Annotated in this window: 20 protein-coding genes; 14 read left to right on the top strand and 6 right to left on the bottom strand. The window is 72.9% G+C overall.

Annotated features, from left to right (window positions below; all coding sequences use genetic code 11):
- Positions 1–45 precede the first annotated feature (45 nt).
- The 3 genes from JQT67_RS12815 to JQT67_RS12805 all read right to left on the bottom strand — a co-directional run bounded on the left by JQT67_RS12815 (position 46) and on the right by JQT67_RS12805 (position 4,271).
- Complete coding sequence (locus tag JQT67_RS12815; protein WP_208065145.1) at positions 46–1,776, bottom strand: nuclease-related domain-containing DEAD/DEAH box helicase; 1,731 nt, start codon at positions 1,774–1,776, stop codon at positions 46–48.
- A 72-nt stretch (positions 1,777–1,848) separates the two neighbouring features.
- Complete coding sequence (locus JQT67_RS12810) at positions 1,849–2,607, bottom strand: SDR family NAD(P)-dependent oxidoreductase (RefSeq protein WP_208065144.1); 759 nt, start codon at positions 2,605–2,607, stop codon at positions 1,849–1,851.
- Between the two features lie 26 nt (positions 2,608–2,633).
- A complete protein-coding gene (locus JQT67_RS12805; RefSeq protein WP_208065143.1) occupies positions 2,634–4,271 on the bottom strand; it encodes an amidohydrolase in 1,638 nt (545 codons plus the stop codon).
- 152 nt (positions 4,272–4,423) lie between these two features.
- On the opposite strand from JQT67_RS12805, the gene JQT67_RS12800 reads away from it, so the two are divergent.
- The 8 genes from JQT67_RS12800 (at position 4,424) to JQT67_RS12765 (ending at position 13,501) form a co-directional block, all read left to right on the top strand.
- A complete protein-coding gene (locus JQT67_RS12800) occupies positions 4,424–5,767 on the top strand; it encodes an MFS transporter (RefSeq protein WP_208065142.1) in 1,344 nt (447 codons plus the stop codon).
- Between the two features lie 87 nt (positions 5,768–5,854).
- Positions 5,855–6,628 carry a FadR/GntR family transcriptional regulator gene (locus JQT67_RS12795; RefSeq protein WP_208065141.1) on the top strand — a complete coding sequence of 258 codons (774 nt, stop codon included), beginning with the start codon at positions 5,855–5,857 and terminating at the stop codon, positions 6,626–6,628.
- A gap of 40 nt (positions 6,629–6,668) precedes the next feature.
- Positions 6,669–7,565, top strand: coding sequence for a LysR family transcriptional regulator (locus tag JQT67_RS12790; protein WP_208065140.1), 897 nt, complete (start codon positions 6,669–6,671; stop codon positions 7,563–7,565).
- A 108-nt stretch (positions 7,566–7,673) separates the two neighbouring features.
- A complete protein-coding gene (locus JQT67_RS12785; RefSeq protein WP_208065139.1) occupies positions 7,674–8,972 on the top strand; it encodes an aspartate aminotransferase family protein in 1,299 nt (432 codons plus the stop codon).
- Positions 8,969–10,447, top strand: coding sequence for an NAD-dependent succinate-semialdehyde dehydrogenase (locus JQT67_RS12780; protein WP_208065138.1), 1,479 nt, complete (start codon positions 8,969–8,971; stop codon positions 10,445–10,447). Before JQT67_RS12785 ends, JQT67_RS12780 begins: the two co-directional genes overlap by 4 nt.
- Positions 10,448–10,466: 19 nt before the next feature.
- Positions 10,467–11,588 (top strand): alanine dehydrogenase, encoded by a 1,122-nt coding sequence (ald, locus tag JQT67_RS12775; protein WP_208065137.1) that lies wholly within the window; start codon positions 10,467–10,469, stop codon positions 11,586–11,588.
- Positions 11,589–11,675: 87 nt separating this feature from the next.
- Entirely contained in the window at positions 11,676–11,885 is a 210-nt protein-coding gene (locus JQT67_RS12770; RefSeq protein ID WP_208065136.1) for a hypothetical protein, read from the top strand.
- Between the two features lie 113 nt (positions 11,886–11,998).
- Positions 11,999–13,501, top strand: a complete 1,503-nt coding sequence (locus JQT67_RS12765; protein ID WP_208065135.1) for a SulP family inorganic anion transporter — start codon at positions 11,999–12,001, stop codon at positions 13,499–13,501.
- 11 nt (positions 13,502–13,512) lie between these two features.
- On the opposite strand, the gene mgtE is transcribed toward JQT67_RS12765, so the two are convergent.
- On the bottom strand, positions 13,513–14,886 hold the full coding sequence (mgtE, locus tag JQT67_RS12760; RefSeq protein WP_208065134.1) for a magnesium transporter: 1,374 nt from the start codon (positions 14,884–14,886) through the stop codon (positions 13,513–13,515).
- 163 nt (positions 14,887–15,049) lie between these two features.
- On the opposite strand from mgtE, the gene JQT67_RS12755 reads away from it, so the two are divergent.
- From JQT67_RS12755 to JQT67_RS12730, 6 genes are all read left to right on the top strand, one after another.
- Entirely contained in the window at positions 15,050–15,577 is a 528-nt protein-coding gene (locus JQT67_RS12755; RefSeq protein WP_208065133.1) for an HNH endonuclease, read from the top strand.
- A gap of 78 nt (positions 15,578–15,655) precedes the next feature.
- Complete coding sequence (locus tag JQT67_RS12750) at positions 15,656–16,804, top strand: zinc-dependent alcohol dehydrogenase (RefSeq protein WP_208065132.1); 1,149 nt, start codon at positions 15,656–15,658, stop codon at positions 16,802–16,804.
- A gap of 29 nt (positions 16,805–16,833) precedes the next feature.
- Positions 16,834–17,400 (top strand): hypothetical protein, encoded by a 567-nt coding sequence (locus JQT67_RS12745; RefSeq protein WP_208065131.1) that lies wholly within the window; start codon positions 16,834–16,836, stop codon positions 17,398–17,400.
- Positions 17,401–17,464: 64 nt separating this feature from the next.
- The gene (locus tag JQT67_RS12740) at positions 17,465–17,929 is read left to right on the top strand and encodes a transporter substrate-binding domain-containing protein (RefSeq protein ID WP_243756022.1); all 465 of its coding nucleotides are present in this window, start codon (positions 17,465–17,467) and stop codon (positions 17,927–17,929) included.
- Positions 17,926–18,933 (top strand): cation diffusion facilitator family transporter, encoded by a 1,008-nt coding sequence (locus JQT67_RS12735; protein WP_021010317.1) that lies wholly within the window; start codon positions 17,926–17,928, stop codon positions 18,931–18,933. Before JQT67_RS12740 ends, JQT67_RS12735 begins: the two co-directional genes overlap by 4 nt.
- 83 nt (positions 18,934–19,016) lie before the next feature.
- Positions 19,017–19,697, top strand: a complete 681-nt coding sequence (locus JQT67_RS12730; protein WP_208065129.1) for a DNA alkylation repair protein — start codon at positions 19,017–19,019, stop codon at positions 19,695–19,697.
- A 9-nt stretch (positions 19,698–19,706) separates the two neighbouring features.
- Here JQT67_RS12730 and nhaA read toward each other — a convergent pair whose 3' ends face one another.
- Together nhaA and JQT67_RS12720 are read right to left on the bottom strand one after the other, a co-directional pair.
- Positions 19,707–20,966 (bottom strand): Na+/H+ antiporter NhaA, encoded by a 1,260-nt coding sequence (gene nhaA / locus JQT67_RS12725; protein WP_208065128.1) that lies wholly within the window; start codon positions 20,964–20,966, stop codon positions 19,707–19,709.
- Between the two features lie 125 nt (positions 20,967–21,091).
- A partial coding sequence (locus JQT67_RS12720) for a glycosyltransferase family 2 protein (protein ID WP_208065127.1) occupies positions 21,092–21,828 on the bottom strand: 737 nt, incomplete at its 5' end.

The following is a 21,828-nucleotide window of genomic DNA, read 5'->3' as shown; positions in this document are numbered from 1 at the left end:
GTCATGCTCCGGACGGTAGACCCGGCCTTCCCGGCGCGCGAGGGGTCAGTGCGGGAGCGGCGCGCGGTCTGCGATCTCGTCGAGCGACGTGAGCACGACGAGCCGCTCGGTAGCCCGCGTGGCGCCGACGTAGAGCAGGTCGCGCCAGCCCGGCGTGGCGCCGTCCACGTCGGTGAGCACGACGACCGGCGCCTCGAGCCCCTTGAAGAGGTGCACCGTGCCCCACCGGATGCCGGGACCGTCGGCGTCGTCGGGGGCCAGCGCGTCCGCCACCGAGCCCGTCGCGTGACGGGCCGCCGACGCGCGGCGAGGCGAGAGCACGAGGATGTCGCGCGGCTCCCAGCCCTCCTCCCACAGGGCTCGCAGCACCTGCTGCAGCTGCGCCTGCTGCTGGGCGGCGGAGTCGAACCGCAGCACCTGACCGCACTCGCAGCCGAGCTCGGCGCGGTCGTACTGCTCGTAGACGTCGTCGCCGAGCAGCTCCTCGACGAAGGCGGCGAGCTCGGGGCGCTGGCGCACGTTGCGGGTCACGGCCATGCGGCCGGCGTCGGAGAGGCGGGCGAGGAGCGTCTCTCGTCTCGATACGCCCGGCTCCGCCGGGCTACTCGACGAGCGAGCGTGGCGTGGGCGGTAGATGTCCTGCCCGTCGAAGTCGCCGGCGACGATGACCCGGCTGCCGGCGAGGCCGCCCTCGAGCAGGCTGTCGAGCACGTCGAGCGTCGAGTCGCGCGCGAGGTCCTGCGCCTCGTCGGCGACGAGGCACGAGTAGGGCGGCGAGAAGCCGGGTGCGCGAGTGATCGCCAGGGTGGCGTCTGGCAGGGTGCCGTTCCACCAGGCGTCATCGGCGTCGGGTGGGGGAGTGATGCCGGTGATCGCGAGCATGAGGTGGTGGACGCGCGCGACCGTGACCTCCTCGCGATCCCGCAGTCGGTGACGCAGCTCGGCCTCGAGCTTCCGGTTGAAGCACGTCAGCAGCACGCGCTCCTCCCGGTTGGCGGCTTGCAGGGCCGCGCGCACGGCGATGTTCGTCTTCCCGGTGCCTGCGGGGCCCTCGACGACGAGCCGCGGGTAGTGCGCGAAGTACTGCAGCGCCTCCTCCTGCCGCTCGGTCGCCTCGCGCAGGTCGCGCTCGCGAGCGGCTCGCGCGTCGGCGCTCGCCTGCTGCCACGTCACGGGCGGCGTCAGCAGGTCGCGGGCCTCGGCGAGGTCAGCCTGGGTCGGCCGCCCCTCCTCGTAGCGCACGCCTCGCGCGCGCAGCTCGCGCTCGCCCGCCCGCAGCGCCTTGATGAGGCTCGTCACCAGCCGGTCGAACTGCAGGTCGGGGCGCGTGAGCGTCGCGTCGGGCGTGACGTCGATGCGCGCCTCGAGCTGCTTGACGAGCTCGCCGCCGCGGTTCGGGAACCACACCGCGTGCCAGATCGGGTACCGCGGGTCGTAGGCGCGCCGCAGGATCCACGAGCGCAGGCTCCTCGCGTTCTCGATCGCCTGGTCGTAGGGCGAGCGCGACGTGGGCTCCTGGCTCCCGAGCCTCCAGAGGCCGTCGTCACCGACCTCGACGCGCTCGTGCGACTTCACCTCGACCACGAGCATCCCCTCGCCCGGGATCACGATGACGAAGTCGGCCTCGCCCTCGACCTGCGTCTCGTGGTGGCGGATGGGCAGGCCGTGCCAGACGATCCAGTCGCTCGTGCCCGGGTGGTCGCGGAGCGCCTCGAAGACCTTCGCCTCGCCGGGCGGGGCGCCGGGGCGGAGTGCGCCGGGGATCATCGTGGCCATGGGCTCAACGTAGCCGGATGGCGGGCCGCGGCTGCGCGCGACCGCCCGCGCCGTCGGAGCCGCAGGAGCGCGCTACCGCGCCGTGTAGCCGCCGTCGACCGCGATGCTCGCGCCGGTGACGTAGGCGGCTTCGGGCGAGGCGAGGTACGAGACGGCCGCCGCGACGTCCTCGGGCGTCGCGAGCCGGCCGAGCGGGATGTCGCGCAGCGTGTCGGCGAGCGCGCGATCGGGGTCGGGCTGGTCGGCGAGCCAGTCCTCGATGAGCGGCGTGCGCGCCATGCCGGGCGCGACGGCGTTCACGCGGATGTTGTGGGGCGCGAGCTCGACGGCGGCACCCTGCGTGTAGGCGGCGAGCGCCCCCTTCGACGCCGTGTAGGTCGTGAGCGTCGGCACGCCCGACGACGCGAGCCGCGAGAGCATGTTGATGATCGCGCCGCCGCCGGTCGGGATCATCGCCCGCGCGGCCGCCGCCGTCATCGCCATGGCCGCGATCGCGTTGAGGGCGAAGACGTCGGCGAGCTCCTCGACCGGGTTGTCGATGATGAGGCCCGCGTGCCGCCTGCCCGCGTTGTTGACGAGCACGTCGAGCCGGCCGAAGGCATCCACCACCTCGCCCACGATGCGCTCGGGCGCACCGCGCTCGGTGAGGTCGCCGGCGACGAACAGCGCGTCGCCGAGCCGCTCGGCGGCCTCGCCGACGGGCGCCCGGCGGCCGGTGACGGCGACCCGCATGCCATCGGCCCGCAGCCTCGCGGCGATCTCGACGCCGAAGCCCGAGGTGCCGCCGGTCACGAGCGCGACGCGCGCGCCGGTGTCTTCTGGAGTGGTCATCGGATGCCTTCCCACGGTCGAGAGCGTCAGTCCACGTCGGCGTCGCGGTTCGTGAAGCGGCCGCCCGCGATCGTCGCCCGCACGGGGATCGCGCCGATCTCGGCCGCGTCGACGTCACGCGGGTGCGCCTCGAGCAGGACCATATCGGCGAGCTGGCCCGGCGCGAGCCGGCCCTTGTGCGCCTGCTGGCCGGTCACCTCGCTCGAGCCGACGGTCGCCGCGTGCACGGCCTCGTCGACCGAGATGCGCTCGTGCTCGCCGTAGACGAGCCCCTCCTCGCTGATGCGCCGCACGAACGACTGGATGCCGAGCAGCGGCGCCCCGGGTGCGACGGGTCGGTCGGAGGAGAAGGCGAGCGGGATGCCGGCGTCGAGCTGGCTGCGCGCCCGGATCGACATCTCGCCGCGGCGCTTGCCGACGGGGCCGCGGATGCCCTCGCCGAAGGCGGTGATGAAGCTCGGCTGCACGACGCACGCGACGCCGAGGCGCGTGAGCCGCTCGAGCTGGTCGGGGCGCACGACCATGCCGTGCTCGACCCGGTTCGGCACGGGCGGCTGCCCGTTCGCGCGCACCGCCTCCTCGATCGCGTCGAGCGCGAAGTCGAGCGCGGCATCGCCGACCGCGTGCAGCGCGAGCGCCCAGCCGGCCGCCGCCGCCTCGCGGATGCGGGTGCGCATCGCCTCGGGATCGTCCTGCAGGTAGCCGTGGTAGCCGGGGCAGTGCTCGTACTCCTCGCGCATGTGCGCGGTGCGGCCGAGGATCGAGCCGTCGGTGAAGACCTTGACCGGGCCGAGCTGCAGCCACTCGTCGCCCCAGCCCGTGCGCATGCCGGCGCCGAAGCCGCGTCGCGCCGGCTCGTCGTCGTGCCCCGGCAGCTCGTGCAGCGCGTCCATCACGGGCATCACCTGCATGCGGGTGCGGAGGCGCCCCGCATCGCGCGCCGCCTGGTAGGCCGCGAGCTCGGCGGGAGCGTGACCGATCCAGCCCCCGGCGACCCCCGCATCCGTCACGCTCGTGATGCCCTCGCGCGCGTACTGCGCGGTCGCGAGCTCGAGCGCCTGCTCGAGGGAGGCGAGCGGGTAGGGGAGCAGGATCTCCTGCACGAGCGCCATCGCCCGCTCCTCGAGCACGCCCGTCGGGCGGCCGTCGCGGTCGACGACGACCTTGCCGCCGTCGAGCTCGGGCACGTCGCGATCGGGCACGCCCGCCGCCGCGAGGCCCGCGCTGCTCGCCTGGCCCGAGTGGCCGGATGCGTGCTTGATCCAGACGGGACGGCCGCCGCTCGCGCGATCGAGGGCATCCCGATCGGGCACCGCGCCCTGCAGCAGCACGGGGTTGTAGCCCGCGCCGACGACCCACTCGCCCGGCTTCGTGTCTGCCGCCTGCGCCTCGATGCGCTCGTAGATGTCGTCGAGCGAGGCGACGCCCGAGAGGTCGGCCTCCATGAGCGTCGTGCCGAACCAGACGGAGTGCGCGTGCACGTCGTTGAAGCCCGGCAGCAGGGCGAGGCCCTTCGCATCGAGCGTCTCGCGCGCCGCGAGTCCCTCGACTTCCTCGTCGAGCGCCACGATGCGGCCGTGCAGCACGGCGAGCGCGCTCGCGATCGGCCGCTGCTCGTCGCGGGTGTCGATGCGCGCGTTCCGCACGATCAGGTCGACCTTCATGGCAGCTCCTCCGACGTCGGTGTCGTCGGACCGTCGGCGCCCTGGGAGCAGGATGCTTGCGATCCGTGTCGATCTCAAACATAGTATGTATGACCTAACGATGGCGAGTGGCAGAGCAGCCGCCGCCGAATCCCCTTGGACGGAGCACAGCCATGGCAACGACGCCAGCAGCGACCGAGCGGCCGACGAGCCGCGAGGCACAGGACCTCAAGCGCCTGCGGAGGGTCGCGACGACCTCGTTCATGGGCACGGCGATGGAGTGGTACGACTACTTCATCTACGGCCTCTTCGCCGCGCTGGTGTTCGACGAGCTCTTCTTCCCGAGCTTCGACCCAGCGGTCGGCACCGTGCTGTCGCTGCTGACCTTCGGCATCGGCTTCGTCGCCCGCCCGGTCGGCGCGATCATCTTCGGCCACCTGGGCGACCGCATCGGGCGGAAGAAGACGCTCATCGTGACGCTGCTCGTCATCGGGCTCTCGACCGGCATCATCGGCCTGCTGCCGACCTTCGACGCCATCGGCTTCGCCGCCCCGATCCTGCTCACGACGCTGCGCTTCATCCAGGGCCTCTCGCTCGGCGGCGAGTGGAGCGGCGCCGTGCTGCTCGCGGTCGAGCACGCTCCGGCGAAGCAGCGCGCCTTCTACGGCGCGATGCCGCAGTACGGCTCGCCCGCCGGCACCCTCCTCTCCTCGGGCATCGTCACGCTCGTCACGCTGCTGCCCGACGATCAGCTCCTCGCGTGGGGCTGGCGCATCCCCTTCCTCCTCTCCTTCGTCTTCCTCGCGATCGCGCTCTACATGCGCCTCAAGGTCGAGGAGTCGCCGGTGTTCACCGACGTCGTGCAGGTGCAGCGCGCCGAGCAGCCGAAGGCGACGAAGCTGCCGCTCATCGAGGTCTTCCGCCACGCGGGCGGCCGCGTGCTCATCGTCGTCGCGACGGTGCTGTTCGCCTCGGGCGGCTTCTTCCTCATGACGACGTACGCGGTGAACTTCGGCACCGGCGAGCTCGGCATGGAGCTGTGGAAGCTGCTCGTCGCGACGATGGTCGGCGCCGTGCTCGAGGCCATCGGCATCTACATCGGCGCCCGCATGGGCGACCGCATCGGCGCGTGGAAGACGGTCGCCATCGGCGGTGCAGCCGCCGCGGTGCTCGTCATCCCGATCGCCTTCATGCTCGGCTCGGGCATCGAGGTGCTCGTGATCGCCGGCGTCGCGATCGGCATCGGCGCGCTCGGCATCCCCTACGGCCCGCTCGGCACGATGCTCTCCGAGCTCTTCAGCGCCCGCTACCGCTACTCGGGCGTCGCGGTCTCGTACAACATCGGCGGCCTCATCGGCGGCTTCGTCCCGTCGATCGCCGCGGCGTTCGCCCTCGCCGTCGGCAGCGCCGTCGTGGTCATCCCGGTGCTGCTCGGCATCATCATGGGCCTGTGCGTCGTCGGCGCACTCATCGCCGGCCGAGTGCTGTCGCGCCAGGAGGAGACGATCGCGGCCTGAGCTGCCGTCGCCGCCGCTGCGTCGCCGAGCCACGGCGCAGCGGCGGCACTCGTCACTACGATCGACCCAGTGGTCGGGAGGCAAGCCATGACGGTGAGCGAAGCGGTGCGAGCGACGTGGTCGGAGGCCTCGGATGCCGTCGGCGACCTCAAGAGCGACCGCGTCCGCGCCGTGCTCGAGGCGCAGATCCTCAGCGGTGAGCTGCCGCCCGGCACCCTGCTGCCGACGGAGCCGGAGCTGAGCGCCGCGCTCGGCGTCAGCCGCACCGTGCTGCGCGACGCCGTCCGCGCGCTCGTCGCCCGCGGCCTGCTCACCGTGCGGCAAGGCCGCGGCACCATGGTCACCGAGCCGAGCGACGGCGCGCTCGCCGACGCGATGGTCGCGCTCCTCTCGCGCTCGCCCGTGACGGTCGCCGACGTCATGGACGCCCGGATCGCGATCGAGACCATGCTCGTGCGGCTCGCGGCGACCGCGGGCACGGAGCAGGACTGGGATGCGCTCGCGCAGCACGAGCGCGCACTCCTCGAGGCGATCGAGGCCGGTGACGAGCTCGCCGCGCACCGAGAGCACGCGGCCTTCCACGCGGGCATCCTCGACGCGACGCACCAGCCGGCACTGGCGCTCATGCTCAACCCGATGAACAAGATCGCGCTGCTCACCGGCACCGCCTCGGTGCGGCGCGGCACGACCGCCGACTGGAACCTCGAAGCGCACCGCGCGATCCTCGACGCGCTCCGCCTCGGCGACGCGGACGCCGCCGAGACCGCGATGCGCGCGCACTTCGAGGGGCTCGAGGGTCCGTCGAGCAGCGTCGGCCTGCTCGAGCGCCCCTTCGCCGAGGCGTACTTCGCCGCGCCCTGAGGCGCGCGACCTGGCCGAGACCGCGGCATAGGCTTCGAGCGTGCTCGACCTCACGCGACTCCTCATGCTGCGGGCCGTGGCCCTGCACGGCAGCATCACGGCGGCAGCGCGCGAGCTCTCCTACAGCCACTCCGCGATCTCGCAGCAGCTCTCGCTGCTCGAGCGCGAGACCGGCGCCGTGCTGCTCGAGCGCGTCGGCCGCACCGCGCGGCTGACGCCCGTCGGCCACGAGCTCGTGCAGAACACCGAGGCGGTGCTCGCCGCGCTCGAGCACGCCGAGGCCGAGCTCGCCGCCGCGCGCAAGCAGCCGCGCGGCGTCATCACCGTCGCCGTCTACACCTCGATCGGCCGCATCGTCATGCCCACCGCGCTCCAGCGGCTCGCGGAGGAGCACCCCGGGCTCGACGTGCGGCTGCGGCGCGCCGACCCGGAGGAGGCCGTGCTTCGCCTCGTCTCGCGGCAGGTCGACGCCGTCGTCACCGACACGTTCCCCGGCACGCAGCTGAGCCCGACCGGCGCCATCGAGGCCTCGGTCATCGGCCGCGACCCCGTGCGCGGCTACCTGCCCGAGCGGTTCGCCGACGCGTCGTTCCACGACATGCGGGGGATGCCGTGGGTCATGGAGCGCCGGGAGGCCCCGTCGACCGCGTGGGCCATGCGCGTCTGCCGCGAGCTCGGGCTCGAGCCGCTCGTCGCGCATGAGTCCTCCGACCTGCTCTTCCACCTGCGGCTCGTCGAGGCGGGGCTCGCGGCGGCGTTCCTGCCCGATCTCGTCGTGCGCGAGGCGGGCTCCGCGCTCGAGCCGAGCCCGCTGCTGCCCGCGAACGAGGAGCGCGACATCCTCTTCCTCGTCCGCCCGGGCGCCGGCGCGCATCCGTGGTTCGGGGTCGTGCGCGACGCGATCGCCGCGGCGCTCGCGGATCGTCAGCAGAGCTGACGATCCATCGTCGGAAAGGGTCGCTGTACCTGACGGGTGCTGCCGCCTAGCGTGGAGCTGCGCGCCCGCCGGAGGCGCGCGATCCACGTCTGCGAAGAAGGAGATGCGATGACGCTCACCGATGCCCACGCCGCCACCGACGCCGCCCGGGTGCTCGACGCGCCCGCGCTGTGGTCGGCGCAGGCGCACATGCCCTCGATCCTCGGCCGCCAGCTCGTCATCGATCGCGGCGAGGGCTCGTACGTCTTCACGACCGAGGGCCAGCGGCTCTTCGACGGCACCGCGGGCCTCTGGCACGCGAACGTCGGCCACGCCCACCCCGAGCTCGCGCGCGCCGCGTTCGAGCAGATGCAGCGGCTCGAGACGTACCACATCTTCGCCCGCTACTCGAACGACAAGGCGCTCGAGCTCGGCGAGCGGCTCGCCGCCCTCGCGCCGATGGAGCGCGCGAAGGTCATCCTGAACTCGGGCGGCTCCGACGCGATCGACGTCGCGTGCAAGCTCGCCCGCCGCCACTGGCAGCAGCAGGGCCGCCCGACGAAGCAGATCATCCTGAGCCGCGAGCACGCGTACCACGGCCTCCACGCCTACGGCACGAGCATCGCGGGCCTGCCCTTCAACCGGGAGGGCTACGGCACCGAGTCGCTCGTCCCTGAGACCGCCCGCGTCTCCTTCGACGACCTCGCGCAGGTCGAGGAGACGATCGAGCGCCTCGGCGCCGACCGCATCGCCGCGATCGTCGCCGAGCCCGTGCAGGGCACCGGTGGCGTCAACCCGCCCGAGCCCGGCTACCTCGAGGGCCTGCAGCGCCTCGCGCGCGAGCACGACATCCTGCTCGTGCTCGACGAGGTCATCACCGGCTTCGGCCGCACGGGTGAGATGTTCGCGGCGGAGCGCTTCGGCATCGAGCCCGACCTCGTCACCTTCGCGAAGGGCGTCACCTCGGGCTACGCGCCGCTCGGCGGCGTGCTCGTCGCGCCGCGGCTGTGGGAGCCGTTCTACGTCGACGCGCCCGACACGCCGGTCTTCCGGCACGGCGCCACCTACGCCGGCCACGCGACCGCGGCCGCCGTCGCGCTCGCGAACCTCGACATCCTGGAGCGCGACGGGCTCGTGCCGCGCGTGCGCGAGCTCGAGGAGGTGCTGCGGCGCGAGCTCGAGGCCCTGCGCGAGCGCCAGGAGGCCGTCGTCGACGTGCGCGTCGCGGGCTTCCTCGGCGGCATCTCGCTCGACGAGCGGCTCGGCAACGAGCGTGTCGCCGACCGGGCGGTCGACCTCGGCGTCATCACGCGCCCGCTGCGCGGCAACACCCTGCAGCTGAGCCCGCCGTTCATCGTCAGCGACCGCGAGGTCGTCGACTACGTCGCCGCCATCGAGCAGGCCATCGTCGAGGAGGCCGGCCGATGAGCGCCATCGCGACCGACGCGCTCATAGCGCACGACGCATCCGCCGTCGCGACCGCCGACGCGGTGATCGCGGGCCTCGACTTGCACGCGGAGGGCATCGGGGTCGACGACCCCGCGACCGGCGAGCGCATCGCTCACATCGCCGACATCGACGTCGACGGCGCCCTGCGCGTCGTCGAGACGGCGGATGCGGCGGGTCGCGCCTGGGCGCGCACGACCCCGCGGGAGCGCGCGAACGTGCTGCACGCGTGGCACGCGCTGCTCGTCGAGCGCACCGAGGAGCTCGCGCACCTCATCTCGCGCGAGATGGGCAAGCCGCTCGCAGAGGCGCGCGGCGAGGTGAAGTACGGCTCCGACTTCGTGCGCTGGTACGCAGAGGAGGCCGTGCGGCCTGCGGGCGGGTTCCGCGACGCGCCCGACGGCGGTGCGAGCATCCTCACGCGCCGCGCGCCCGTCGGGCTCTCGGTGCTCATCACGCCGTGGAACTTCCCGCTCGCGATGGCGACGCGCAAGATCGCGCCCGCGCTCGCCGCCGGTTGCGCGGCGGTCGTGAAGCCCGCGACCGCGACGCCGCTCACGACGATCTTCGCCGTGCAGCTCGCGGTGCAGGCGGGCGTGCCCGCCGACCTCGTGCAGGTCGTCACGACCTCGAGCTCGTCGCGCTTCAGCGAGGCGGTGCTCCGCGACCCGCGCGTGCGGAAAGTCTCGTTCACCGGCTCGACCGAAGTGGGCCGCACGCTCATGCGCCTCGCGTCCGACAACGTCCTGCGCTCGTCGATGGAGCTCGGCGGCAACGCGCCGTTCCTCGTCTTCGACGACGCCGACATCGAGCGCGCGATCGACGGGGCGTTCGCGGCGAAGCTGCGCAACGGCGGCCAGTCGTGCATCGGCGCGAACCGCTTCTTCGTGCAGGAGGGCATCGCCGACGCGTTCGTCGAGGGGCTCGCCGAGCGCTTCCGCCAGGTGAAGGTGGGCGGCGGGCTCGGCGCCGGCACCGTGCTCGGCCCGCTCATCGACACCCGCGCTGTCGAGCAGATGGGCGCCTTCACGAGCGACGCGGTCGAGCGCGGGGCGACGCTGCTCGCGGGCGGCGAGGCGCTCGGCGACGGCCGCTTCTTCGCCCCGACGGTGCTCGACCGCGTGCCGGCCGACGCCGACCTCGCCCGCGAGGAGATCTTCGGGCCGATCGCCGCGATCCAGCGGTTCTCGACCGAGGCGGAGGCGCTCGAGCGGGCGAACGACACCGAGTTCGGGCTCGCGGCGTACGTCTTCACCGAGAGCCTCGACCGCGCGCTCGACGTCGCCGACCGGCTCGAGAGCGGCATCGTCGGCATCAACCAGGGCGTGCCGTCGAACGCGGCCGCGCCCTTCGGCGGCGTCAAGCAGTCCGGCCTCGGCCGCGAGGGCAGCGCCGAGGGCGTCGAGGAGTACCAGTCGGTGCGCTTCTACAACATCGCGCGACGCGCGAGCAGCTGAGATGAGAGAGGACAGGCGGATGCGGATCGCAGTCGTCAAGGAGATCAAGCCCGGCGAGGCGCGGGTCGGGCTCACACCCGCGGGCGCCGAGGACCTCGTGCGCTCGGGCCACGAGGTGCTCGTCGAGCGCGGCGCGGGCGAGCTCGCGGGGTTCCCCGACGAGCAGTACCTCGCCGGAGGTGCTGAGCTCGTGTCGCGCGAGGAGGCGTGGACGCGGGCGGAGCTGCTCGTGAAGGTGAAGGAGCCGATCGCGGAGGAGTACGGCTTCCTGCGCGACGACCTCACGCTCTTCACCTACCTGCACCTCGCGGCCGATCGGCCGCTCACCGAGGCGCTGCTCGAGTCGGGCACGCTCGGCATCGCGTACGAGACGGTCAGCGACGGCGGCAGCCTGCCGCTGCTCGCGCCGATGAGCGAGATCGCCGGCAGCCTCGCGGCGCACGCCGCCGCCGCGCACCTCATGCGGCCCGCGGGCGGCCCGGGCGTGCTGCTCGGCGGCGCCCCGGGCGTCGCGCCGGCGCGCGTGCTCATCATCGGCGGCGGCGCCGTCGGCACGCAGGCTGCGCAGCTCGCCCTCGGCATGCAGGCCGAGGTGACGGTGCTCGAGATGTCGCCCACGCGCATCCGTCAGCTCGACGCGCTGCTGCACGGCCGCGCCCGCGTGCTGATGTCGGACGTCGCGACGCTCGAGGCCGAGCTCGCCCAGGCCGACGTCGTGATCGGCGCGGTGCTCGTGCCGGGCCGCGCGGCGCCCAAGGTCGTCTCGCGCGCGCAGCTCGCGCTGCTGAAGCCCACGGCGCTGCTCATCGACGTCGCGATCGACCAGGGCGGCGCGTTCGAGACGTCGCGCGCGACGACGTATGCCGACCCGACCTTCGAGGTCGACGGCATCCGCCACTACTGCGTCGCGAACATGCCGGGCGCGGTGCCGCAGACCGCGACGCGCGCGCTCACGAACGCGACGCTGCCGTACATCCGGCGCATCGCGCAGCAGGGCGCCGAGGCGGCGATCGGCGGCGACCGGATGCTCGCGGCCGGCGTGAACACGCGCGCGGGCCGGATCGTGCACGCCGGTGTCGCGGAGGCGTTCCCCGACCTGCCGGCCGCGGGCGCCGACGACCGGTCGCTCGCGCACGCGTAGTCGAGCGCAACCACCTGACGAGCCGCCCGCGCCGCATGGCGCCGGGCGGCTCGTCCGCTGCGCTCGCAGTGCCGATAGCCTCAGCACATGGACGAGTCGACGATCACCCCCGTGGAGCTGTCGCGCGAGCTCGGCATGGACCGCAAGGGCAAGCAGATCCGCGGCTTCCTGCGCAATCCCGCCGACGGCGGGGGCCCGTTCGAGGGGCACGAGATCGGCACGGAGTGGCACCTCACGCCCGAGCAGGCCGATCGCATCCGGAAGCACTTCCGTAGGAGCACTCCCTCGGAGCGCTGACGGCCGACGATAGGCTGGAGTCGTCGGGCTCTCCGACGTCCCCTCTCCTTCGCCGCGCGTCGCCGCGCATCCGTTCTCCGATGCGCCCGCGCAGGCGCCCGCCGAGGAGCCGCATGGCCACCACCGCCCCCGTCGCCCGCGAGCGCTACCGCGACGACCCATCCGTCGTCACCGTGCTGCGCACGCCGCGACTGCTCACGCGCGAGGTGCTCGCGGGGCTCGTCGTCGCGCTCGCGCTCATCCCCGAGTCGATCGCGTTCTCGGTCATCGCGGGCGTCGACCCGCGCGTCGGCCTCTTCTCGTCGTTCGTGATGGCCGTCTCGATCGCCTTCCTCGGCGGGCGGCCGGCGATGATCTCGGCCGCGACGGGCGCGGTCGCGCTCGTCATCGCGCCGATCATGCGCGAGCACGGCTTCGACTACTTCATCGCGACCGTGATCCTCGCGGGCATCATCCAGGTGCTGCTCGGCGTCGCCGGCGTCGCCAAGCTCATGCGCTTCATCCCGCGCAGCGTCATGGTCGGCTTCGTCAACGCGCTCGCGATCCTCGTGCTGCTCGCGCAGCTGCCGCACCTCATCGGCGTGCCCTGGCTCGTCTACCCGCTCGTCGCCGTCGGCCTCGTCATCATCGTGCTCTGGCCGCGGGTGACGAAGGCCGTGCCCGCGCCGCTCATCGCGATCATCGCGCTCACCGCGGCTGTCGCGATCTTCGGCTGGGCCGTGCCGACCGTCGGCGACCAGGGCGAGCTGCCCGAGAGCCTGCCGTCGCTGTTCGTGCCCGACGTGCCGCTGACCCTCGAGACGCTCGGCATCATCGGGCCGACCGCGTTCGCGATGGCGCTCGTCGGTCTCATGGAGTCGCTGCTCACCGCCAAGCTCGTCGACGACGTCACCGACACGCGCTCCGACAAGACGCGCGAGTCGTGGGGCCAGGGCGTCGCCAACGTGCTGTCGGGCCTCTTCGGCGGCATGGGCGGCTGCGCGATGATCGGCCAGACGATGATCAACGTCAAGGTCTCGGGTGCCCGCTCGCGCGTCTCGACGTTCCTCGCCGGCGTCTTCCTGCTCGTGCTCGTGGTCTCGCTCGGCGATGTCGTGGCGATGATCCCGATGGCCGCGCTCGTCGCGGTCATGATCATGGTCGTCTGGGCGACGTTCGACTGGCACAGCGTGCGGCCGTCGACGCTGCGGCGCATGCCGCTGTCGGAGACGCTCGTCATGGTGACGACGGTCGCGGTCGTCGTCGTCACCGAGAACCTCGCGATCGGGGTGATCGTCGGCGTGATCGTCGCGATGGTGCTCTTCGCGCGCCGGGTCGCGCACTTCGCGACCGTGACCCGGACGACGACGGATGCGTCGGCGCACTACACCGTGGAGGGTGAGCTCTTCTGGGCGTCGTCCAACGACCTGACGACGCAGTTCTCGTACGTCGACGACCCCGAGCGGGTCGTGATCGACCTGTCGCGCTCGCACATCTGGGACGCGTCGACGGTCGCCGCGCTCGACGCGATCGAGACGAAGTACGCGCGGCTCGGCAAGACGGTCGAGCTGCAGGGGCTCAACGCCGCCTCGACGCAGATGCACGGGCGGATGACGGGGCGGCTCGGCGGGGAGTAGCGCGCCGGCGGCTACAGCCCGAGCACCGCGCGGGCGATGAGGAAGTAGACGACGAGACCCGCGGCGTCGACGAACGTCGTGATGAACGGGTTCGAGAAGACCGCCGGATCGACGCGGATCGCCTTCCCGACGAGCGGCATGACGCCGCCGACCGATGCCGCGAGTGTGCAGATGCAGAGCAGCGTGAGGCCGATGACGGCGCCGATGCCCGGACCGTAGAAGAGCGAGGCGACCGCGAAGCCCGCGCCGCCCAGCACGACGCCGAGGCTGAGCCCCGTGCGCGACTCCCGAGCGAGGACGGCCAGGATGTCGCGCGGCGTGACGTCGCCGAGCGCGAGCGCGCGAGTGACGGTCGTCGCCGCCTGGTTACCGGTGTTGCCGCCGGTGCCGATCAGCAGCGGGATGAAGACCGACAGGACGACCATCTGCGCGATGGTCTCCTCGAACCCCTCGAGCACCTGCACCGTGAGCGTCGCGCCGATCGCGAGCACGAAGAGCCAGACGACGCGCGAGATCACGAGCTTCCGCACGGGCGTCGACAGGTAGGGGCGGCGCAGCGGCTCGGATCCCGCCGACCTGGCCACGTCCTCGCTCTCCGCGTCCTCGAGCAGGCTCAGGGCATCCTCGACCGTGAGGATCCCGACCGCGCGCCCCTCCGCGTCGACGATCGGCAGCGCGAGCAGCTTCCGGTCGGCGCAGCGGCGAGCGGCGAGCTCCGCCGATTCCGTGACGGTCGCGGCATCGGCCTCGAGGTCGGCGGGCCGCATGATGCTCGCGATTGGCGAGTCCTCTGCGGCGCCGAGCACGTCGCGCAGCGCGACGGTGCCGATGAGCCGCCGCTCGTCGTCGACCGCGAGCATCGTGTAGACGGTCTCGGCGTCGGCGAGGCGCGCTCGCACGCGCACGAGCGCTTCGGCCACAGGGTCGTCGGCGCGCAGCACGATGATCTCGGAGCTCATGTGGCGACCGATCGAGCGCGCCGGGTAGCCGAGCACGACCGACGTGCGCGTCCGCTCGTCGTCGGGCAGCGCTCGCACGAGGCGGCTGGCGACCGACGCGGGGAGCTCGTCGAGCAGCACCGCGCGGTCCTCCGGGTCGAGCTCGCCGAACACGTCGGTGACCTCGACCTCGTGCAGCCCCTGCACGACGTCGGCCTGCACCGCGGGGTCGAGCCGGTCGAACACCTCGATCGCGAGCGACTTGGGCAGCACCCGGAAGACCACCGCGCGGTCGCGGAAGGAGAGCCGCTCGAGCACGGCGACCAGCTCGCGGGCGGGCATCGCGGCGGCGTCCTCTGCAAGCGCCGTCAGCTTCCCGTCCCGCGCGAGGCGGCGGAGTCGACGGGTCGATGCGTCGTCGCTGCGGACCGACTCGGATCCAGCCATCGCGCCCCTCCTCGTCACGTCACGGAGCCGACCGCGGCGAGCGCGCTGCGCGGCGCCTGCCGCGGGGCCCGATGCAGTCTACGGGCGGTTCGGCTGGGGTGCCGGTGAGCGGCCATGATGGAGTGCGCGCGACACCGAGGTCCGGACGCGGTGAGGGGATGCGGTGGACGCGATCGCATGGCAGGTGCTCGAGCTGTCGATCGAGTGGCTCGCGCCGCACACGTGGTGGATCATCGGCGCGATCGTCGCGGTCGCGGTGCTGCGGATGCCGCTGCTCACGCGAGCTCCGCTCACGCCTCGCCGCGACCCGTGGCGCACGTTCCGCTTCGGCCCTCGCGCTGCGGTGCTCGAGCGCGCCGGCGGTCGCTGCGAGGCGGCGCTCTTCTTCCTCGTCGGGCGCTGCGGCGCTCGGGCGACGCAGGTCGACCACATCATCCCGTGGTCGCGCGGCGGCCCCACGGTCGAGCGCAACGCGCAGGCGCTGTGCGCGGCGCACAACCGCTCGAAGGCCGCGCGCGTGCCGGCCTGGTGGTACATCCTGCGGCTCGAGCGCAGCCGCCGCGGGTACTTCCCGGAGGGCGCCGACGTGCGCGTGCTCGCACGGATGAGCGAGGAGGAGCGCGCGGCGCGGCACGTGCCCCGCGCACCGGAGCCTCGCCGACGCATCCGCTCGAGGACCACCGACCGGTGAGGGATTCCCAGCCGCCACGCCTTGAAGCGCGCGCGGGGCCCTGCGACGCTGGCTCACCGATCCTCAGGAGGCGAGCCGATGCGAGCGATGGTCTACCGCGGGCCTTACAAGGTGCGCGTCGAGGAGAAGCCCAAGCCGAAGATCGAGCACCCGAACGACGCGATCATCCGCGTGCAGCTCGGCGCGATCTGCGGCTCCGACCTGCACCTCTACCACGGCATGATGCCCGACACCCGGGTCGGCACCACCTTCGGGCACGAGTTCATCGGCGTCGTCGACGAGGTCGGCCCCTCGGTGCAGAGCCTCAAGGTCGGCGACCGCGTGATGGTGCCGGCCAACATCTACTGCGGCTCGTGCTTCTACTGCGCGCGCGGGCTCTACTCGAACTGCCACAACGTCAACCCCAACGCGACCGCGGTCGGTGCGCTCTACGGCTACTCGCACACCACCGGCGGCTACGACGGCGGGCAGGCCGAGTTCGTGCGCGTGCCCTTCGCCGACGTCAGCCCGACGGTCATCCCCGAGTGGCTCGACGACGAGGACGCCGTGATGCTGACGGATGCGCTCTCGACCGGCTACTTCGGAGCCCAGCTGGGCGACATCGGCGAGGGCGACACCGTCGTGGTGTTCGGCGCGGGCCCGGTCGGCCTCTACGCCGCGAAGTCGGCCTGGTTCATGGGCGCCGGCCGCGTGATCGTCATCGATCACCTCGACTACCGGCTCGAGAAGGCCCGCACCTTCGCACACGCCGAGACCTACAACTTCACCGAGTACGACGACATCGTCGTGCACCTCAAGCAGATCACGGACTGGTTCGGCGCCGACGTCGCGATCGATGCGGTCGGGGCGGAGGCCGACGGCAGCTTCCTCCAGCACGTCACCGCCGCGAAGCTCAAGCTGCAGGGCGGCTCGCCGATCGCGCTCAACTGGGCGATCGACTCCGTGCGGAAGGGCGCGACGGTCTCGGTCATGGGCGCCTACGGCCCGATCTTCAGCGCCGTGAAGTTCGGCGACGCGATGAACAAGGGGCTCACGCTGCGCATGAACCAGGCGCCGATGAAGCGCCAGTGGCCGCGGCTGTTCGAGCACATCCAGGCCGGCCACCTGAAGCCGAGCGACATCGTGACCCACCGCATCCCCCTCGAGCACATCGCCGAGGGCTACCACATCTTCTCGTCGAAGCTCGACGACTGCATCAAGCCGCTCGTCGTCGTCGGCGAGCGCTGAGTACGAGGAAGCACCGAGCAGGAGCTGTCATGCCCTACACCGCGAACAAGCCCGAGCCCCCGAGCCGCGAGGAGCTGCGCGCCCGCATCCCCGGCTGGGGCGTCGACCTCGACCCCGCCGATCGGCCCTCGGTGCCGCGCGAGCGCTTCGACCCGGGCGCGACCGGCGCCCATTGGGACTTCCCCGAGCGGCAGCCGGAGGGCGACCAGCCGCGCGAGCGCTCGATCGAGCACGGCATGCTCCCGCCGGTGTTCGGCACCTCCGCGCCGCTGCACGGCGTCTCGGGCGCCATCCGGCGCTTCGCCTACGACCGCTTCAGCGAGGGCCGCGCGGCCCACTGGCTGCTCCTCATCGCGGGCGACCGAGTGGATGCGTGGGGCGCGCACGTGCGCTCGCTCGCGACCCTGCGCCCCGACAACCCCATCACCGAGACCGGCGTCGTGAGCGAGCTGCGGCACGGGCTCACGGCGCGCGTCGGACGGAAGCGCGCCGACGTCAACCACCAGTGGATCGACCCGATCCTCGTCGCCGGGCCGTGGGTGCTCGTCGGGCTCGGTGCGGCGGCCGGAGTGCGGGCGCTGCGTCGTCGGCGGTAGGTGCGCCCGCCCCAGCATGCTTTACGACTGCGGGGCTACTGTCCGGATCATGGTGAGGATCCGGTTGGCGCTCGCGAGCGCGGCGGTCGCGGCGGTCGCGCTGACCGGGTGCGGCATCCAGTACCCGAACGATCCGGAGGGCACGCTCGAGCGGGTGCGGGGGGATGTGCTGCGCGTCGGTGCAACGGAGCACCGCCCCTACGTCGAGCTCGACGGCGTCGACGAGCCCACCGGCTCGGAGCCCGCGCTGGTCGAGGAGTTCGCCGAGCGGCTCGACGCCGACATCGCCTGGACGACGGGGAGCGAGGCCGAGCTGCTCGACGCGCTCGAGCAGGGCGAGCTCGACCTCGTGATCGGCGGCTTCCTGCACGACACCCCGTGGGCCGAGCACGGCGCGACCACGCGGCCCTACGTCGAGGCGCAGACCGCCGACGGCAGCACCGAGCAGCACGTCATGATCGTGCCGATGGGCGAGAACGCGTTCCTCGTCGAGCTCGAGACGTTCCTGCACGAGGAGACGGGCGCATGAAGGCTCGCACCGATCGCTTCGGTCGCACCGAGCTGCCCGAGCGGCAGCAGCGGGCGCTCCAGCGCGCCATCCGCATCGAGTGGGCGACGATCGGCTTCCTCGCCGTCGCCATCACCGCCGTCGGCCTCGTGATGGGCGGCTCGCAGGCGATGAAGGCCGCCTGGATCGAGGACCTCCTCTCGCTCGCGCCGCCGTTCGCCTTCCTGCTCGCCGTGCGGCTCGTCAACAAGACGCCGACGAGGAAGTACCCCTACGGCTTCCACCGCTCGGTCGGGGTCGCGCACCTCGTCGCCGGTGTCGCGCTCTTCGCGATGGGCGGCTTCCTCATCTACGACTCGGTCTCGGGACTGCTCATGGCGGAGCACCCGCCGATCGGCACGGTCGTGATCTTCGGGCAGCAGCTCTGGCTCGGCTGGCTCATGATGGGCGTGATGGCGCTCACCATCCCGCTGCCGATCTGGTTCGGCAAGGTGAAGATGCAGCTCGCCGAGGAGCTGCACGACAAGGTGCTCTACGCCGACGCCGACATGAACAAGGCCGACTGGATGACCGCGGCCGGCTCGATCGTCGGCGTCGCGGGCATCGGGCTCGGGCTCTGGTGGGCCGACTCGGCGGCCGCCCTCTTCATCTCGGTGAGCATCCTCTGGGACGGCGTGAAGAACATGAAGGCGGCGATCACCGACCTGATGGATACCCGCGCGACGACCTTCGACGACGGGAAGCCGCATCCCGATGCCGCCGAGATCGACGACTACCTGCGCGGGCTCCCGTGGGTCGCGGAGGCCGGCTCGCGCGTGCGCGACCAGGGGCACGTGTTCCACGTCGAGTCGTTCGTCGTGCCCCGGCACGGCATGCACCCGACGATGCAGCAGCTGCTCGACGCGCGCGACGGCTGCATCGACCTCGACTGGAAGATCCAGGACATCGTGCTCGTGCCGATCGACGAGCTGCCCGAAGAGGTCGGTGGCGCCGGCGCCGACCACCAGTCGGAGCGCAACCGCTGAGGCCGCCGTTGGTCGTCCTTCGAGTCGGAACCGCCCGCGAGGCATCCGCGCATCCGTCCTAGGCTGTCCGCGGAGGAGCCCCGATGACCGACACCGTCCCCGAGCTGCTCGCCGAGCTCGCCGCCCTCGACGACCCGCGCATGCGCGAGGTCAACGAGCGCCACGGCGACGACCACGGCGTCAACCTGTCGAAGCTGCGGGCGATCGCGAAGCGGCTGAAGACGCAGCACGAGCTCGCGCTCGAGCTGTGGGCGACGGACGACACCGCCGCGCGGCTCCTCGCGCTGCTCATCTGCCGCCCGAAGTCGTTCTCGCGCGACGAGCTCGACCGCATGCTGCGCGAGGCGCGCGCCCGCAAGGTGCACGACTGGCTCGTGAACTACGTCGTGAAGAAGCATCCGGAGGCCGAGCCGCTGCGACTCGCGTGGCTCGACGACCCGGATGCGGTGGTCGCGAGCGCGGGCTGGGCACTGACGAGCGACCGGGTCGTCAAGCGCCGCGACGGTCTCGACCTCGACGGGCTGCTCGACGCGATCGAGGCGGAGATGCGGGATGCGCCCGACCGGCTGCAGTGGGAGATGAACACGACGCTCGCGCAGATCGGCATCGCGCATCCGGAGCACCGCGCGCGGGCGCTCGCGATCGGCGAGCGGCTCGAGGTGCTGAAGGACTACCCGACGCCGCCGAACTGCACGTCGCCGTTCGCGCCGACCTGGATCGCCGAGATCGTGCGACGGCAGGAGGCGGCGGGCGCCGCTCGCTGACCGACCGGCTCAGTCGCCGATGCGCGCCTGCCGCGCGTCGGGCACGCCGTCGCGGTTCTCGTCTGCGCTGCGCGCGCGGCGCGCATCCCAGCGCAGGAGCGGCGCGGCGAGCAGCGCCGCGATGCCGGAGCCGACGAGCACGGCGAGCTTCGCCGCGTCGGTGCGGCCGGCGTCGTCGAAGGACAGCTCGGTGATGAGCAGCGAGACGGTGAAGCCGATGCCAGTGAGCAGGGCGACGGGCAGCAGGTCGCGGATGCCGATGCCGTCGGGCAGCCGCAGCGGCGTCACGCGGGTCACGAGCGCGGTGACGCCGAGCACGCCGAGCAGCTTGCCGACGACGAGCCCGGCAGCGACCGCGAGCAGCACCGGCTGCGCCGCGAGCTCCGCGATGCCGCCTCCGCCGGCGATCGAGACGCCGGCGGAGCAGAAGGCGAAGACGGGCAGCGCGATCGCCGTCGACCACGGCCGCACCGCCGCCTCGTGCTGGTGCGTGCGGGGATCGCGCTCGCCGTAGAGGCGCTCCGCCGGCACGGTCGCGCCGAGCAGCACGCCCGCGATCGTGGCGTGCACGCCCGACTCATGCATGAGCCACCACGCCACGAGCCCGATGGGGATCAGCACCCACGGCGAGTCGAACCGGCTGCGCACGAGCAGCGCGAACGCCGTGACGGCGAGGGCCGCGCCGAGCAGCGCGAACAGCTGCACGGCCGCGGTGTAGAAGACGGCGATCACGACGATCGCGAGCAGGTCGTCGACCACCGCGAGCGTCAGCAGGAAGGTGCGCAGGCCGACCGGCAGCCCGCGACCGAAGATCGCGAGCACCGCGAGCGCGAACGCGATGTCGGTCGCGGCGGGAATCGCCCAGCCGCTGAGCGCCGCGGGGTCGCCGGCAGCCAGGACGATGCCGACGTAGACGGCCGCCGGCAGCGCCATGCCGCCGATCGCGGCCAGCACGGGCACGGCCGCGCGCTTGGGATCGCGGAGGCTCCCCGCGACGATCTCGTGCTTGAGCTCGACGCCGACGACGTAGAAGAAGACGGCGAGCAGCCCATCCGCCGCCCACGCGGCGACGCTCAGGTCGAGGTGCAGCGCAGCAGGGCCGACGCGCAGCTCCATGAGGGATGCGTACGACTCGCGCCACGGCGAGTTCGCCCAGACGAGTGCGGCGGCAGCGGCGACCAGCAGCAGCACACCGCTCGTCGTCTCGAGTCGCAGCGCTTGCGCGAGGCGCGCGCGCCGCGCGCCGGTCGGGGTGCGGGTGGGCTCCACGGGGCTCCTCTCGACGCCACCGAGCCTCGTGCCCGGCGGCACGCCGACCAGGCTTCCCGGCACACCGCCTACGAGGGTACGCCAAGCGCGCTCCCGCGGGCTGGAAGCGCGTCGAGCGTCCCGCGCTAGCTGCGGTGAGCGTCGTGCCGCAGCGCCCGCCGCGACGACGCGGCGACGCGCAAGCGGCCGCCGGCGTACGGCACACCGCCGAGCACCCGCCAGCCGAGCGCGAGCCACGCGGTGACGGCGCGCTCCGCGACCCACGCGGGTGCCCACAGCGCGTTGGTGCGCGGGTAGCTGTGCCGACCGCCGTCGATGCGGCGGCCGCGCTCGGCGACGGCGACTGCGACCGCAGCCCACAGCAGGTAGCCGCGCGGGCGTCGCGCCTGCAGCAGCAGTGCCGGCAGCAGCGCGAGCTCCGCTGCGAGCCGCGCCGGCTGCGCGAACGAGTCGTACGCCTGGCGGATGCGCTGCGACCGGAAGTGCGCGGCCGTCGGCGGGCGGCGCTCGACGAAGAGGTCCTTCGCCCACTCGATGCGGCCGCCGCGCGCCTCGACCGTGCGCAGCAGCTCGAGGTTCTCGAACAGCACGTCGCCGCGGTAGCCGCCGGCGGCGAGCTCGCGCCGCACGACGAGCGTCCCGGGGTAGTCGGAGCCGAGCGCCCGGTTGATGAGCGAGCGCGCGGTGTCCCAGCGCGCGTGCCACGGCAGCGGCCGGAAGTGGTTCTGGGGCGCGACGATGCCCGCTTGCCCGAGGCGACGCACCGCATCCGCCAGTGCCGACTCGAGCGCGCGCACGTCGCCGCGCAGCTCGCGGTTCTCGTCGCTCATCTCGAGGATGCGGCGGATGCCCTCGAGCGAGA

The sequence above is a fragment of the Agrococcus sp. TF02-05 genome, from assembly GCF_017565345.1.
Lineage (GTDB): Bacteria > Actinomycetota > Actinomycetes > Actinomycetales > Microbacteriaceae > Agrococcus > Agrococcus pavilionensis.
The sequence above is the reverse complement of the archived record's forward strand: the minus strand, read 5'-3'. Positions and strand labels throughout refer to the sequence as shown.